At 36.4% G+C, this 13,611-nt stretch carries 15 protein-coding genes; 5 read left to right on the top strand and 10 right to left on the bottom strand.

From position 1 onward, the window contains the following. Window positions 1-79 precede the first annotated feature (79 nt). On the bottom strand, window positions 80-2,959 hold the full coding sequence (locus G7Y56_RS13845) for a sugar-binding domain-containing protein (protein ID WP_165044328.1): 2,880 nt from the start codon (window positions 2,957-2,959) through the stop codon (window positions 80-82). Between the two features lie 306 nt (window positions 2,960-3,265). Here G7Y56_RS13845 and G7Y56_RS13840 point away from each other — a divergent pair, with 306 nt between their 5' ends. Beyond that, window positions 3,266-3,595, top strand: coding sequence for a zinc ribbon domain-containing protein YjdM (locus G7Y56_RS13840; protein WP_165024017.1), 330 nt, complete (start codon window positions 3,266-3,268; stop codon window positions 3,593-3,595). Window positions 3,596-3,685: 90 nt separating this feature from the next. Next, window positions 3,686-4,510 (top strand): MBL fold metallo-hydrolase, encoded by an 825-nt coding sequence (locus tag G7Y56_RS13835; protein WP_165024015.1) that lies wholly within the window; start codon window positions 3,686-3,688, stop codon window positions 4,508-4,510. 1 nt (window position 4,511) lies between these two features. Here G7Y56_RS13835 and G7Y56_RS13830 read toward each other — a convergent pair whose 3' ends face one another. Next, a complete protein-coding gene (locus G7Y56_RS13830) occupies window positions 4,512-5,363 on the bottom strand; it encodes a GNAT family N-acetyltransferase (protein WP_165044326.1) in 852 nt (283 codons plus the stop codon). Beyond that, complete coding sequence (locus G7Y56_RS13825) at window positions 5,360-6,259, bottom strand: DUF2156 domain-containing protein (protein WP_165044324.1); 900 nt, start codon at window positions 6,257-6,259, stop codon at window positions 5,360-5,362. Before G7Y56_RS13825 ends, G7Y56_RS13830 begins: the two co-directional genes overlap by 4 nt. 170 nt (window positions 6,260-6,429) lie before the next feature. Between G7Y56_RS13825 and G7Y56_RS13820 the strand changes: the two genes are divergently transcribed. Both G7Y56_RS13820 and G7Y56_RS13815 read left to right on the top strand, forming a co-directional pair. Further along, window positions 6,430-7,038, top strand: a complete 609-nt coding sequence (locus tag G7Y56_RS13820; RefSeq protein ID WP_165024009.1) for a LuxR C-terminal-related transcriptional regulator — start codon at window positions 6,430-6,432, stop codon at window positions 7,036-7,038. A gap of 12 nt (window positions 7,039-7,050) precedes the next feature. Then, window positions 7,051-7,755, top strand: a complete 705-nt coding sequence (locus tag G7Y56_RS13815; protein ID WP_165024007.1) for a hemerythrin domain-containing protein — start codon at window positions 7,051-7,053, stop codon at window positions 7,753-7,755. A 3-nt stretch (window positions 7,756-7,758) separates the two neighbouring features. On the opposite strand, the gene cdaA is transcribed toward G7Y56_RS13815, so the two are convergent. The 7 genes from cdaA to G7Y56_RS13780 are packed head-to-tail and all read right to left on the bottom strand — an operon-like array spanning window position 7,759 to window position 13,111. Then, entirely contained in the window at window positions 7,759-8,553 is a 795-nt protein-coding gene (gene cdaA, locus G7Y56_RS13810; protein ID WP_165044322.1) for a diadenylate cyclase CdaA, read from the bottom strand. Next, entirely contained in the window at window positions 8,547-9,395 is an 849-nt protein-coding gene (gene folP, locus G7Y56_RS13805; RefSeq protein WP_165044320.1) for a dihydropteroate synthase, read from the bottom strand. Before folP ends, cdaA begins: the two co-directional genes overlap by 7 nt. Further along, entirely contained in the window at window positions 9,382-9,864 is a 483-nt protein-coding gene (locus G7Y56_RS13800) for a hypothetical protein (RefSeq protein WP_165044318.1), read from the bottom strand. The genes folP and G7Y56_RS13800 overlap by 14 nt, the downstream gene beginning before the upstream one ends. A 30-nt stretch (window positions 9,865-9,894) precedes the next feature. Then, window positions 9,895-11,070 (bottom strand): Xaa-Pro peptidase family protein, encoded by a 1,176-nt coding sequence (locus G7Y56_RS13795; RefSeq protein WP_165044316.1) that lies wholly within the window; start codon window positions 11,068-11,070, stop codon window positions 9,895-9,897. Continuing rightward, window positions 11,070-11,645 (bottom strand): nicotinate (nicotinamide) nucleotide adenylyltransferase, encoded by a 576-nt coding sequence (gene nadD, locus G7Y56_RS13790; RefSeq protein ID WP_165044314.1) that lies wholly within the window; start codon window positions 11,643-11,645, stop codon window positions 11,070-11,072. The genes G7Y56_RS13795 and nadD overlap by 1 nt, the downstream gene beginning before the upstream one ends. Further along, window positions 11,642-12,205, bottom strand: coding sequence for a guanylate kinase (gmk, locus tag G7Y56_RS13785; protein ID WP_165044312.1), 564 nt, complete (start codon window positions 12,203-12,205; stop codon window positions 11,642-11,644). Before gmk ends, nadD begins: the two co-directional genes overlap by 4 nt. 33 nt (window positions 12,206-12,238) lie before the next feature. Next, a complete protein-coding gene (locus tag G7Y56_RS13780) occupies window positions 12,239-13,111 on the bottom strand; it encodes a YicC/YloC family endoribonuclease (protein ID WP_165023991.1) in 873 nt (290 codons plus the stop codon). A gap of 134 nt (window positions 13,112-13,245) precedes the next feature. On the opposite strand from G7Y56_RS13780, the gene G7Y56_RS13775 reads away from it, so the two are divergent. Next, window positions 13,246-13,605, top strand: a complete 360-nt coding sequence (locus G7Y56_RS13775) for an arsenate reductase family protein (RefSeq protein ID WP_165044310.1) — start codon at window positions 13,246-13,248, stop codon at window positions 13,603-13,605. The last annotated feature ends 6 nt before the right edge of the window (window positions 13,606-13,611 follow it).

The following is a 13,611-nucleotide window of genomic DNA, read 5'->3' as shown; positions in this document are numbered from 1 at the left end:
ATAGGGCTCTTTTCACTTTCAAATACTTACTGAAAAAAACCAAAAAGTTTCCAATTATTTTTATAAGTATTTCATATACTTATTTATATGAAATATTCTCCAGAATCTCAACCTTACTTGTACCGGCAAACGGACTAAACAACTCGGTCAAAGCTCCCGAACCGATTTTAGTCGTCGGTTTAAAATTGTCTGAATTCATATAATTTAGCATGCTATGGTATAATTGTCTTGTTTCAGGTTTATCCATCGCTGCATTCAAATCGGACATACAAACTAACAATTTACCACTCTCAACCTGAAACTCAAAAATAAGTCCCAATTTATGATTTCGCTCCACGTTATCAACAACCTGTACAATTGGCTTATACCCCACAGGCATTCTATCCATAATCAGAGGATAACTATTCTTTACAATCGGAAACCACTGCCAGTTTGTATGGAAATCGGTCGGGAAATCGGCAAAAATGGGGTGTTCCGGCTTAGTCAAAAGACCCAATGTACCGGGAGATACAGGCCTTTTAATAGACTCACTGATAGTTTTGAACATACGATAGTTCCAATAATCGGTTTGAAACAGCCCCCCCACAGTTGATTGTTCATATTGTTTTCTATTGGGGAATAACAATACGCTTTCTCCTTTTTTCAATCGCTCAATCGTGCCATTATCCAATTTGTCTGTTATAGTAATAGTGGCAGACTTTTCAATTGATACTTTTTCAGGATATACCCACAAAAAATATGAGTTTTTATAATCAGTATCGGATATACCAAGTTTCAACATAACCTTCGCCGCCTTTGCAATAGAAACTATCTTAGGCTTTATCGCCCCTAAATCGATCAATCCGTTTTCTTTAGCTTTAATATTAATTGTGCCCTTATCTATAATTTGCTGATCGTCGCTTTTTAGTTCCCAATACAAACTCTTACCATCCAATGAGGCTTCTGAATAGTTCGCAATTTTCACATTACCCTCTAAAGACTCATTATTGGTCCAACAGAATTTCTCTGTTGTAAATAAAGGCACCACAGGCGAACAAAATTCTCTCCATTCTTCGGCAGTAATTAGCCCTTTGCTATCCATAAAAGCATCCAAAATTCCAACAAATGCTGATCCCTGACCCGGATAATCCTGCAAGTCTAACAATTGGAATCCGCTAAAACCGTCTGTTCTTAAATCCATTTCAATCTCAGCCCTGTAAAGTAATGCCGACCATTTTCCGGATGCTTTAAAGAAATCATCTGCCTGGTCGAGCATGCCTGCATCCTCAAGTCTTTTTCTGAATATTTCAAAATTTCTTGGTTGAAGCACACCTGTATATTTTTTAATCTCATTATAATTCGGATATATTTGAAACTGCCCCGTCTCATGACTTATAACAGGAACTGTGGATGCACTGATTGCTTTTGAAAAATTCATGACAGAATTCGGGTAAGTATGATTGATATATCCTCCATCATAAGCATCGGCAAAAGAAAACGAACCTCTTACATGCGTATTAAACGAATTGTGCTCCTCCCCTCCTATACGGCACGTCACCAAGAAATCTTCACCTGGTATCTGCCCTCTAAATCCCAAAAAGTTGTTTGCCCCGAAAGCATATAAATGCCTGTTGTCTACATCCCTGAACGTTTTGACAAAATTATCCATCACTTCCTGATCGCCAAAAAGCTCATTCCCCAAAGCAAACATTACAAAAGATGCGTGATTTCCATATGCATTCTGAATATTAACACCTTCTTTTGTGAGGAAAGAATTTAATCGATCATCCTCTTTTTTTAGAGTTCCCCAGAAAGGTAGCTCTGGCTGTAAGTAGATACCCTCAATATCGGCAGCATCGAAACAAGCTTTAGGTGGGCACCACGAATGAAAGCGGTAATGATTAATACCATATTGTTTGGCTATCTGAAAATACTTTCTCCATGTTTCCAAATCCATTGCGACATGAGCCGTCAGCGGAAAAACACATGCATCATGTTTCCCCCGCAAAAATGTTAGATTATCGTTGATTGTAAATTGGGAACCTTTAGCTTTAAAGTCTCTTAGTCCGAAATTAATAGTCTTCGAATCGCAGAGGCCTGTGCCATCATCAAGCGTCACTTTCAATTTATAGAGCGATGGATGAAATTCACTCCACAGTAAAGCATCGTCTCCCAGCGTATATTTTATTTCAATTTCATCTTTAGATATATCTAAATCTTGACTGATTGCTTTAACTATATGTTTTTTGTCAGTGTTCCAAGCTTTTGCTTGTAATTCTATTTTAGCAGGACTTCCCCTTTTCTCTGGATTTGAAAGTTTTATTTTCACCAAAATTGATTTGTCTTTTGCGTCAGGATATACCTGAACATCCTGAATGTGCAATATATTTGTTGCCTCAAGATAAATCTCGCCGATAATTCCATTCCAATTTGTTTGGGTCGATTCTGTATATGCATGGGAGTTAGATAATAACTGAGGTGGTACTGACTGACCGTTATCCACCATTATAACAATGTCGTGCTTTCCGGGAGAAAGAAAAGAGGTCAGATCGTACACTTGTTGTGTAGATACATTATCGTTTGAACCAACTTTTTTCCCGTCAACCCATATATTTGTTGGCTTTGTGCGTTCAAGAAAAAGAGAGATGTTTTTTTCCTTCCAGTCTTCAGGTATATCAACCTCTTTTTTGTACCAGGCTTTTCCTACATAGGAGTATATTCGCGAAAGAAATGTAGTTTCATCATTTTTTGTATTTAATATGCCTTTCTTGTTCGTATCTGTGGTTCCCGGCAAATCGACTAAATCTGCAAAGGCTTTTGTTTGCCAGTTCTTTTCAATCCCCTCGTTTAAAGAATCCAATTCGAATTGCCATTTGCCCTGCAAATCGATTCGTCCACGTTGATAATCGCCTTTAGCCCCATTACATGAGGAAAATATTGCAACGAAAGCAAGTAAAAATAGGGTAGTGTATTTTTTCATAATTAAAATTGTATTAAACAAAGAAACACGAGTTTGAGGTTTGAGCGAGCTATTTCTATTTAATAATACATCTTATTCCAGCCGTATAACTCAGGCAAGAATCCTCTTTGAACTACGAACAAAATAAATACAAATAATTGCTTCACCAACGTAATCGAAAATAGGACGGCAAGTTATAGAAATAAAAATTTATAGCAAAAAAAGGGAACAGTTAGTTCATAAGAAATTATCAATGAAAATTTTAACAATTTGCATCCTAGGGCTAATTGACCTATCTTTGTCGCATTAACTCAAAAAAATAGAATAATGGCAGAAGCTACAGCATGTCCAAAATGCAACATGGAAAACACATATTTCGACGGAACAGCATATGTTTGCCCTGATTGTTTTCACGAATGGACAGGAGAAGGGGATACCGATGCAGAAGACACAACTCCACGAGACAGTAATGGTGCAGAACTTTCGGATGGTGACGCAGTTACCGTAATCAAAGATCTTAAAGTAAAAGGATCTTCTATGGTTATCAAACGCGGTACAAAAGTAAAAAGCATACGATTGACTGAAGAACCAACAGAAGTAGATTGTAAAATAGATGGCTCGAGCATTGTTTTAAAAACTTGCTTTTTGAAGAAATAATAACTTCAACAAAAAATATACGGGGTGTTTATAACTTTAACGTTACAAACACCTTTTTTATTTGCAGACTCTTATACCTTTGTGTTTATTATGCAATACGATTTATTTTCTCAATCAAAATATAAATTTTTCAGCTTAGGCAGTGGCAGTAGCGGCAACTGCTATTACTTGGGTACCAAAGAGTATGGAATACTCATCGACGCAGGAGTCGGCATCCGTACTATTAAAAAAACACTGCATGAATATGGCATTGCAATGGAAAAGATTATTGCCATACTGATTACTCACGACCATGCCGATCATATCAAAACCGTAGGATGCCTCGGTGATAAACTAGCAATACCTGTGTACACTACCGAAGGTGTTCATGATGGAATCAGAAGGAATAAATATCTGAATGCAAATCTCATTACCTCTCGTAGAGTTATTAATAAAGAAGAGATTTTTTCGATTCGTGATTTCCAGATTACGGCATTCGATGTACCTCACGATAGTATAGAAAATGTGGGCTACCACATTCAATTTAACGATCAGGATTTTGTACTCATCACCGATATAGGCAGAATAACTGATACTATAAGATCTTATGCGAGTAAAGCAACGCATCTGGTAATCGAAGCTAATTACGACGAAGACATGCTCCAAAATGGTAAATATCCTTATCATTTAAAACAACGTATCTCTTGTGGCATGGGGCATCTAAGCAATAAACTATCAGCCGAATTTATTTCGAGTATTTATAGCGAAAAACTACGAAACATCTGGCTGTGCCATCTTAGTCAAGATAATAATCACCCTGAATTAGCATATAGCACTGTGGAGAAGGCTCTTTCGGATAATGGCGTAGTAATTGGAAAAGATGTAAAACTGGAAGCTTTAAGCAGATATAAGGCATCAGGATTAAGAGAATTCTGATTTATTCTAACATCAGATTTATTACAGGATGATGTAACGGAAAATATGTCTTATACTTTTCATCCAATTCACCAGTCTTATAGCCAAATAAAAGACGACAGAGCAAACGAATATCTACATTAAAATCGGCCGACTCTGTAACAGCGATTTCAGAACACCGACCATTTTCTACTCTAAAAATATACTCGTCCACTTTTATTGAAAAAGTTTTATCGGTGTTTTTCCGTGCATAGATAGATAAAAGCTTTTTAGGATCAATGATGCAAGCCATTGCCGACAAATTGGTTTTAGCAGGATAATCGTCCTCTTTCGAATCTTCTATGATTGTTTTAAAATCGGCAAAACTTTTCTGAACACAAAAATCTTTAGTCCCATACAAGGAGCTAAATAGCTGATAAGCATCTTCTATGCCAGAAGTGGTATTTATTATATCTTTTAATGAAGGCAGCAGTTCTTCTCCCTTTTCAAAGACTTGTTCGTAACCATATTTTTCGTAAAATCCATACAGCCAATCTTCGGCAGGAATAAGAATGGACAAGGCAACTCCTCTATCTAATATCAATTGATGAGACTTATAAATAAGCTGTGCCATATATCCCTTCTTTCTATACTCAGGTAAAGTACATAATCCCGCCAGATAGTAAAAAGGAATATTTTCTCCGTAAAAAGTAATCGTGTAAGGTAACATCTGCAACGAAGCTACCGGTCTATTCTCTTCAAAATAGACAAGCGTATTTCCTTCTCTGTATTTATTCGAGAAATAAAGATCCATAAACTGATCTGTATCATCAAAGCAGATTTTCCACATTTGACGTACCAAAGGAGTTATTTCTTTATTTGCAAACTGTATCATTTGATTGGTTTCAATATCCCTTCCTGTAAAAGTATATCAGGATGGTACGACATTTTAGCTTTACGAAGATTGTCTATTCCCATATCCTCTTCGCGATTGACATACATAAATTCTGATGCTTCATGCTCTATGAACTGTTGATTGATGATCGTATATGCACCGTTGATTTCACCAAAAGCTTTCTCTACATGCACCACGAATGAATCTTTTGTTAATGGCTCGCCTATCGAGAATGCAACAATCTTACCGTTTACTCTGACAGCGCCTCCCCTCAATTGAAGATAATCGAAGTTTTCGAGCATTATTTTCGTTGCAATATAATCATATTGAAGAGTTTTCTGAGCCTTAGGTATATTATTGCCTTCCCATTCATCGAGCATTTCAATACATTCGTTCAGCTCAGCAGGAGTTGTCAAGGGGAAATACTCCCAATCGGGATGATCTGCTTTGAACCGATTGATATGATTGCGTTTACTTTGCAATTTCTTACCCGAAAGTTTAATCAGTTTTTCAGATAAATATATGTATTCATCATTATCACGGTCGCATATATACTGAAATTGGCCGGGCATTTCGTGCTTAATAAGCTCCCACATTTTAAGAGAAATACCTTTCATCTGAAAAGGTATCTTATTATCTTTTGCATCTTGAATTATTAACGCAAAAGCATCAGTAAGGGGCATTTTACCAATAGGCATCATGTAATAAATTTCTCCATTGGAATCTACAAACCGAAGAAAAATAGTTTGATGCACGACTGCAAATACTGTTTTGAATTTAGCATTCCAGGCATAAAGATTTGTAAAGCAAAAGTCACAGGCCCTATATGTATTGCCCGCAAAACAGGCATCCATCTCTTTTTTATCAGACAGTTCTATTTGTTTAAAGTTGATCATAAAATGGTTTTGAAAATTTCCATTAGCAAAACAAAGCTACCATAATTATTGTTTAATAGCGAACATCTATGATAGATTTATATTATTAGTTATAAGATTTGTTTATACCAGATTTTATAACGTAATTTGCTCATTATAAAGAACCATTCTATATAAGGAACTATCAGAAGATGCCAAATACAAAGAAAGTACTTGCTGTTGCAGAGACATCGTACATTATTCGCAAAGGACTCGTATATGTACTATCGCAACTAGCTAGTGTATCGAAGGTTGTGGAACTGAAAGAAATGGAGGACATTAATTATCAACTTGATATTTTACGTCCGGATGCTGTATTGATTAATCCTATGCTATTGGGGCATACAGCTAAACATAACATTCGCCAACAACTTAATTTGAATAAACAAACGGCTATCATAGCACTGGTGTACAACCTAATTGATGAGCAGTTTTATAAATCATACGACGCAGTCATCAGAATTAATGATTCTGAGTCTAAAATAGAGGAGATACTTCTTGCTTGTTTGAATAAGGAACAAAATAATCAGGCAGAGTTAGAAGGTTTAAGTGATAGAGAAAAAGAAATATTGATAAGCGTGGTGAAAGGGATGAGCAATAAAGAAATTGCCGACCATCATAACATATCTATCCATACAGCTATAACGCACAGACGAAATATTACGCGAAAGCTTAAAGTACACAGTATTTCAGGATTGACTATTTATGCCATCATCAACAAACTTATTGACATTTCCGAAATAAAATATCAGGACGAATAAAAATTAATTGCTATGCAAAATATAACTATTGTGTTTAAGAAGTCAATGAAAATGTCGGATCTGATTGATTCCGATTATCGATTGCTGCTACTTCTAAACCGCCTTAATATATCTTTGGGATTTGGCGAGAAAAGTGTAGATGCCGTTTGTCAGGAAAATAATTTTGACACCAATTGTTTTTTATTCCTGGCGAACTATCAATCGAATAAATCCATTACAGATATACAGCATACTTTCGAGTCATTACCTTTGGCTCCATTCTTACACTATCTGAAAAATTCGCATCATTATTTTCTCGATCAGAGATTACCAAACATACGCCGTAAGCTCGAAATGGTGTTCGAATCTTCCGATAAAAGGCTCCAAAATATAGTTCTCAACTTTTTTGATAATTATACTAAAGAGGTATTTGAGCATATGCAATACGAAGATGAAGTGGTGTTTCCTTATGTATACTCGCTCATAAACGAAGATAATCTAGATCAATACTCGATTAATATCTTCGAAGAGAGGCATAATGATATAGAAGGTAAGATGAACGACCTGAAACAAATATTGATGAAATACGTTTCGGGTACAACAGACCAAATACTTATGGTAAATATTTTAATGGAACTATATATGTCGGAAGAAGAACTGGAAGCACATACATTTATAGAAGATAGTTTGGTTATACCACGAGTAAAGCAAATAGAGAAAAAGAGGTTAGAAAAATAAGTCTTATTTTCGCCCTTTCTTATTACTCTTTTCCGCCATTGTACCCATTAATAATTCTTGCAGTTTTTCGGGAGTAACATTTGTCTGGATTTCTCCACCGCTGGCAAATGAAATTTTACCCCTTTCTTCGGAAACGATAATCACTTTGGCATCTGTTTCCTGCGAGATACCTAATGCAGCTCTATGCCTTAATCCCAGCGACTTTGGCAGATCTTGATTTTGAGAAATAGGCAGAATACATCCGGCAGCCTTGATTCTATTATCAGCTATTATCATCGCACCATCATGCAAGGGCGTATTTTTGAAGAAAATGTTTTCTATTAATCGTGTACTTATCTCCGCATTAAGCATTTCGCCTGTTTGCTCGAAACTACTCAGCTTCATTTCCTGCTCTATTACAATCAATGCCCCCGTATAAGTTTTTGCCATATTCATGCACGCCAAAACGAGAGGTGTAACAATTGTATCTGACAAATCGCCGGAGTCTTTAGAACTGAATATCTTAGCGAAAAACCGAAATGTTTTGTTTGAGCCCAACGACATCAAAAAACGCCTGATCTCATCCTGAAAAATAATAATAAGAACAAACAACCCGATACTTACGAATTTATCGAGAATAGCTCCCATCAAGCGCATCTGAAATACCTGCGACACAAGTATCCAAAGAATCATAAAAGCTAGTACTCCTTTGAATATAGCTCCTGTACCGGATTTGGCAACAAGATTGTACAATTGATACATAACTATTGCTACCAATAGTACATCAATTATATCTTTTATTCCAAAAGGCTCTAACATAATCCTTTGCTTAAATTATCAAGTGTTTCTATTATTTGAATAGATTCTACTGCTTCCCTCACATCGTGTACACGAAGAATATTCGCACCGTTCTGAATAGCAAATGTATTTAAAACTGTCGTACCATTTAAACTTTCAGTCGGATTTATTCCTAATAAATTATAAATCATCGATTTTCGCGAGATACCCACGAGGAGAGGCAGGTCGAAAATATCAAATCCCTTAAGAGATGCCATCAACTCATAATTCTGCTTTACAGTTTTACTAAAGCCAAATCCGGGATCGATAATTACATCGTTCACTCCCAATAAATGCAACTCTGCTATTTTCTGTGAGAAATAATAGAATATATCCTGAATCAGATTATCATATTTCGTTTGCTTCTGCATAGTTTGAGGAGTTCCACGCATATGCATTAAGATATAAGGCACTTTCAGATCGGCCACCGTTTCAAACATATTCTTATCGATCTCTCCACCTGATATATCATTGATAATAGCAACTCCATACTCTTCTACACAACGGCGAGCTGTATTACTATAGAAAGTATCCACTGATAGAATTGAATCAGCGAATTCGCGATTAATGACTTTCAATGCAAAACCCAAACGCTCCATTTCTTCTTCGCTTGTAAGCATAGTCGAAGATGGGCTTGTAGATTGACCTCCAATATCGATAATCTTACCACCTTGTGATAGAATCTCATTCACCCGAAGTATTATCTGCTCTTCGGTTTGTTTGCGACTACCTTCGTAAAACGAATCGGGAGTAATATTCAATATACCCATCACAATTGGATGGGACAAGTCTAATAATTCTCCTTTTATATTAATTGTCTTCATAATAGCTTACATAAAAATCTTCCAGAATTTCTCCGGATTCTAATCTCATCCGAAAACGGAGAAAATAATATATTTGTGGAATAATGAAAGGAATGGCAAAAAACATCATTTGTAAAGACGGTAGCAATCCATTACTTAATCCACCAAACAAGCCTGCTATCAATGGAAATAAAATAATCGGACTGAAAAAAGACAGAAGCGAAAAGATAAACTTGTCTCTTACCGTTTTGTACAAATTTAAATAAATCGAATAGGAACAAAGGCTACATATAAAGCTATAGGTGATACAAGCGCCAAGAATCAAAATATGCGAGAAACCTGCTTCTCCATGACTATTTCTCATTTCTTCAGGTGTAAGTTCTTCCATGAAAAATAAAGAATACACAATGAAAATAATTACTGATATAATAATACTTATACCAAATACCTTTAGCGGAGTGTATTTACAGAATTTATCAAGTTTGGTCATCTGCTTACATGCTTATAATCTGAATCGTTGTTACAATTGAATTATATTTTCTTCCAATATCGTTATTTTTTCTATTCCATCTTCAGTTACTACAAAAGTATTTTCAACACCGACAGCACCAACTTCGGGAATCACAAATTTAGGTTCTAAAGCAAAAACGATATTCGGCTCAAGCAATTCTTTCGAGCGGGGAGTTAACACAGGCGGTTCATTTATTTCGAGACCGACCCCATGACCAATAAATTTAGCCTGTTGCTTTGTTCCCATAAAATAGACTTCAAGATTATTCTTTTTCACCAATTCCATCGCAATATTATACATTTCCGAACAAGCAGTACCCGGACGGGCCGTATCCATCACACGATCTTGTATTTCGCGCGATACTTCATGTGCCCTATATGCGAGATCAAGCGTTTTACCGACAGAGAACACACGCGTCATATCGGTCATCCACGGCGAATAATTACCTGCCATGTCTACCATTATCGTCTCCTTCTCCTGCAATTTCTGCCCACTTGCACCAAGCGGTAAAACAGGACTTGTACCTGAACCACCTAAAGCATAGTCGAAGGGTGAGGGTGCTTCTGCATTTTCTCCAGCTAAAAGGCTACCCATGTAGATATCCATATTTTCGCCATAACTACGGAAAATACCTAACGAGCCATGCAAACGCATTAGTTTTTCTATCTCAATTTGGAGCTCCACATCTGTCATTCCTCTTCGAAAGACCGATGGTATCAACTTATAGACAGCTTCGTGCTTGCGTGCACAAGCTCTCACTTGCGATAGTTCACAATCTGTCTTTACACATCGCAGTTTACGCATGAAAGTGGAAGCATTAGCTGCTTCTTTAATATTCAGCGTATTCATCAGACGCATGCATTCCCCGAAAGGAAGAACATCTGTCTCTATTAAAACAGTTTCAGGCAAATTTATGCCTCTGTTTTGTAACTCTTCAACTATCTGTTCGGGCTTACGGATGTATATCGTATTATCGAAAGCAATGCCTTCGGGTCTTTTCACAAAATGTATCGGTTTCCCTTCGGCCGACAGGTAAAAATATCCGTTATAGATACACCCTGTCATATAAAATACATTTACACCGGTAGCCAATATACAAGCTTCGATATTCGCCGCCTGCATCGCTTTTTGAAGTCGAAGGCTACGAATTTCTAAGTCTTTCGACAATGCTATTTGATAGTCCATTATCTATATAATTTATTTTTCTCAATATATTCATATACACTGTCAGGCAAGAATGCTTTTATATTTTTACCTACAGCAATACTTTCACGAATAAAAGTCGATGAAATCTCTATAACCGGAGATTCTAATGCTTCAACTTTTTGTCTCAATTTAGTTGGAATAGTGATTCGATAGCCTACACGGGGATAAACCTTTATAGGGTACTCCTGTACCATTTTGTCATAATCTTTCCATTCCTCAAAATTGCTCCAATTGTCAGCCCCTATAATAAGCATGAAGTTATTTGCAGGATAAGCCAATTGAAGAGCCTCCAATGTATTAATTGTGTAAGAAGGTTTAGGCAAAAACAGCTCGAAATCACTCGCCTTCAATCGTGAATATCCTTCAAGAGCTAGTTGAGCCATACGAAAGCGTTCCTTTTCATCCAATAAACCGACATTATCCTTCAATGGATTCTGCGGGCTAACCAAGAACCATACTTCATCTATTTCAGTAAACTCTACAATATAGTTTGCCAAAATAACATGTCCTATATGTATCGGATTGAACGAACCCGAAAATACGCCTATATTCATTCTGCTAAAAAATCACTTACTATTTTTAATGCCTCTGCTTTTGCTGTATCCAAATCATTGTTCATGATAATCACATCGAACTGAGGTGCAAAAGTCAATTCATATTCTGCTTTTTCAACGCGGGATTCTATTACTTCCAGCGAGTCTGTGCCTCTGGCTATTAGTCGGGAACGTAGTTCTTCAACCGATGGCGGCTGTATAAAAACAGACAAAGCCCTGTCGCCATAGTATTTCTTAATGTTGCATCCGCCAACAACGTCTACATCGAAAATAACATTTCCTCCCGAATTTATAATGCGCTCTACTTCCGCCTTAAGTGTACCGTAGAATTTATCTGTATATACTTCCTCATATTCGAGGAATTCACCATTTGTAATCTTTTGGCGAAATTCTTCCGGTGTATGAAAATAGTATTCAACACCATGTTTTTCTTCTCCTCGTGGCAATCGGCTCGTTGCTGATATGGAAAACTGCAAATTCAAATTTTGCAAAAGCAAATAATTCACAATGGTAGATTTTCCCGAACCCGATGGAGCAGAAAATATGACTAAATGTCCCATTATTATTTTATCCTTGTATTTATTTTATAAAGATTACAAAACGTTTAATATCTGTTCCTTAATTTGTTCCAGCTCATCTTTCATACGCACTACCGTTTGTTGCATCTCAGCATGATTAGATTTTGAACCCATTGTATTTATTTCGCGACCTATTTCTTGTACGATAAAACCTAGCTTTTTACCTTGTCCTTTACCTGTTTTTATTGTTTCTAAGAAATAGCTCAGGTGATTGGTCAGTCGAGTCTTTTCTTCGTTTATATCGAGCTTTTCAATATAATAAATCATCTCTTGCTCGAAACGGTTCTTATCATAATCAAGATTATCTATTTTTTGAATCGCTTCTATTATGCGGGTTTTCACTTTGTCGATGCGCTCTGCTTCGTAAGATTCTACTTCCAATAATAAAGCAGAAATATTCGCTATTTTTTCCTCAAAAAGCTTCTGAAGCATTGCCCCTTCTTGTTTGCGGAAAGCAGCCATATTCTCCAAAGCCTCATCTATTACTTTCGATACACTCTCCCATTCTTCTACGTCCACTTCTTGCGCCTCATATTTCAGCACATCGGGCATGCGCAGTAGTACCTGATACCAGTCTTGTGGTGTAGCAACACCTAGCTTGGTAGCAGATTCTGTTATTTGAGCATGATAAGCTTCAATAATATTCTGATTGAGTTGCGTGGTAGTTTCATTTCCTACATTTTCGATATAAATAAGAAAATCTACTTTTCCACGTTCCAATGTTCTGGCCAGAAGGTTACGCACAGCCATTTCGTTTTCCTTATACAGATTAGGCATTCGAACCGAAAGATCCAATTGCTTACTATTAAGAGACTTTACTTCGACAGTAATTTTTCTTTTTGCTAGCTCACCTGTGGCCTTTCCGAAGCCGGTCATTGATTGTATCATATAATTTTCAGATTTTAGAATGACAAAAATAAGCAAATATTAGGCGCTATGGTTAAAAATGAAGAACTTTAAATGCTACAGATGCGTTATTGATTAATGAAATCTTTATTTTTGTAAAAAATTAACGTATTTTTATGGAAAAAGCACTATTTGTACAATATCCTAAATGTAGTACATGCCAAAAAGCCGGTAAATGGCTTAAAGAGAATAACATTGAAGTCGAAAGCCGAGATATAACAAAGGAAAATCCGACAAAGGTTGAACTGGCCGCCTGGATCAAAAAATCGGGGCTACCCATTAATAAATTCTTCAATACATCAGGAAATATTTACAAAGCAGAAAATCTGAAAGAGAAGGTAAAAACTGCATCTGAAGATGAGTTATTAGACATTTTATCATCCAATGGCATGGTTGTGAAACGACCTATTGTTGTAACCAAAAACCATGTACTAGTAGGTTTTAACGAAAAAGAATGGGCAGAAAATCTGAAATGACTACTT

The sequence above is a fragment of the Dysgonomonas sp. ZJ709 genome (assembly GCF_011039195.1).
Lineage (GTDB): Bacteria > Bacteroidota > Bacteroidia > Bacteroidales > Dysgonomonadaceae > Dysgonomonas.
The sequence above is the reverse complement of the archived record's forward strand: the minus strand, read 5'-3'. Positions and strand labels throughout refer to the sequence as shown.

Excerpts from the sequence above, each read along its gene's own strand:
- G7Y56_RS13845 (WP_165044328.1), bottom strand. The coding sequence starts at position 2,959 with ATGAAAAAATACACTACCCTATTTTTACTTGCTTTCGTTGCAATATTT.
- G7Y56_RS13840 (WP_165024017.1), top strand. The coding sequence starts at position 3,266 with ATGGCAGAAGCTACAGCATGTCCAAAATGCAACATGGAAAACACATAT.
- G7Y56_RS13835 (WP_165024015.1), top strand. The coding sequence starts at position 3,686 with ATGCAATACGATTTATTTTCTCAATCAAAATATAAATTTTTCAGCTTA.
- G7Y56_RS13830 (WP_165044326.1), bottom strand. The coding sequence starts at position 5,363 with ATGATACAGTTTGCAAATAAAGAAATAACTCCTTTGGTACGTCAAATG.
- G7Y56_RS13825 (WP_165044324.1), bottom strand. The coding sequence starts at position 6,259 with ATGATCAACTTTAAACAAATAGAACTGTCTGATAAAAAAGAGATGGAT.
- G7Y56_RS13820 (WP_165024009.1), top strand. The coding sequence starts at position 6,430 with ATGCCAAATACAAAGAAAGTACTTGCTGTTGCAGAGACATCGTACATT.
- G7Y56_RS13815 (WP_165024007.1), top strand. The coding sequence starts at position 7,051 with ATGCAAAATATAACTATTGTGTTTAAGAAGTCAATGAAAATGTCGGAT.
- cdaA (WP_165044322.1), bottom strand. The coding sequence starts at position 8,553 with ATGTTAGAGCCTTTTGGAATAAAAGATATAATTGATGTACTATTGGTA.
- folP (WP_165044320.1), bottom strand. The coding sequence starts at position 9,395 with ATGAAGACAATTAATATAAAAGGAGAATTATTAGACTTGTCCCATCCA.
- G7Y56_RS13800 (WP_165044318.1), bottom strand. The coding sequence starts at position 9,864 with ATGACCAAACTTGATAAATTCTGTAAATACACTCCGCTAAAGGTATTT.
- G7Y56_RS13795 (WP_165044316.1), bottom strand. The coding sequence starts at position 11,070 with ATGGACTATCAAATAGCATTGTCGAAAGACTTAGAAATTCGTAGCCTT.
- nadD (WP_165044314.1), bottom strand. The coding sequence starts at position 11,645 with ATGAATATAGGCGTATTTTCGGGTTCGTTCAATCCGATACATATAGGA.
- gmk (WP_165044312.1), bottom strand. The coding sequence starts at position 12,205 with ATGGGACATTTAGTCATATTTTCTGCTCCATCGGGTTCGGGAAAATCT.
- G7Y56_RS13780 (WP_165023991.1), bottom strand. The coding sequence starts at position 13,111 with ATGATACAATCAATGACCGGCTTCGGAAAGGCCACAGGTGAGCTAGCA.
- G7Y56_RS13775 (WP_165044310.1), top strand. The coding sequence starts at position 13,246 with ATGGAAAAAGCACTATTTGTACAATATCCTAAATGTAGTACATGCCAA.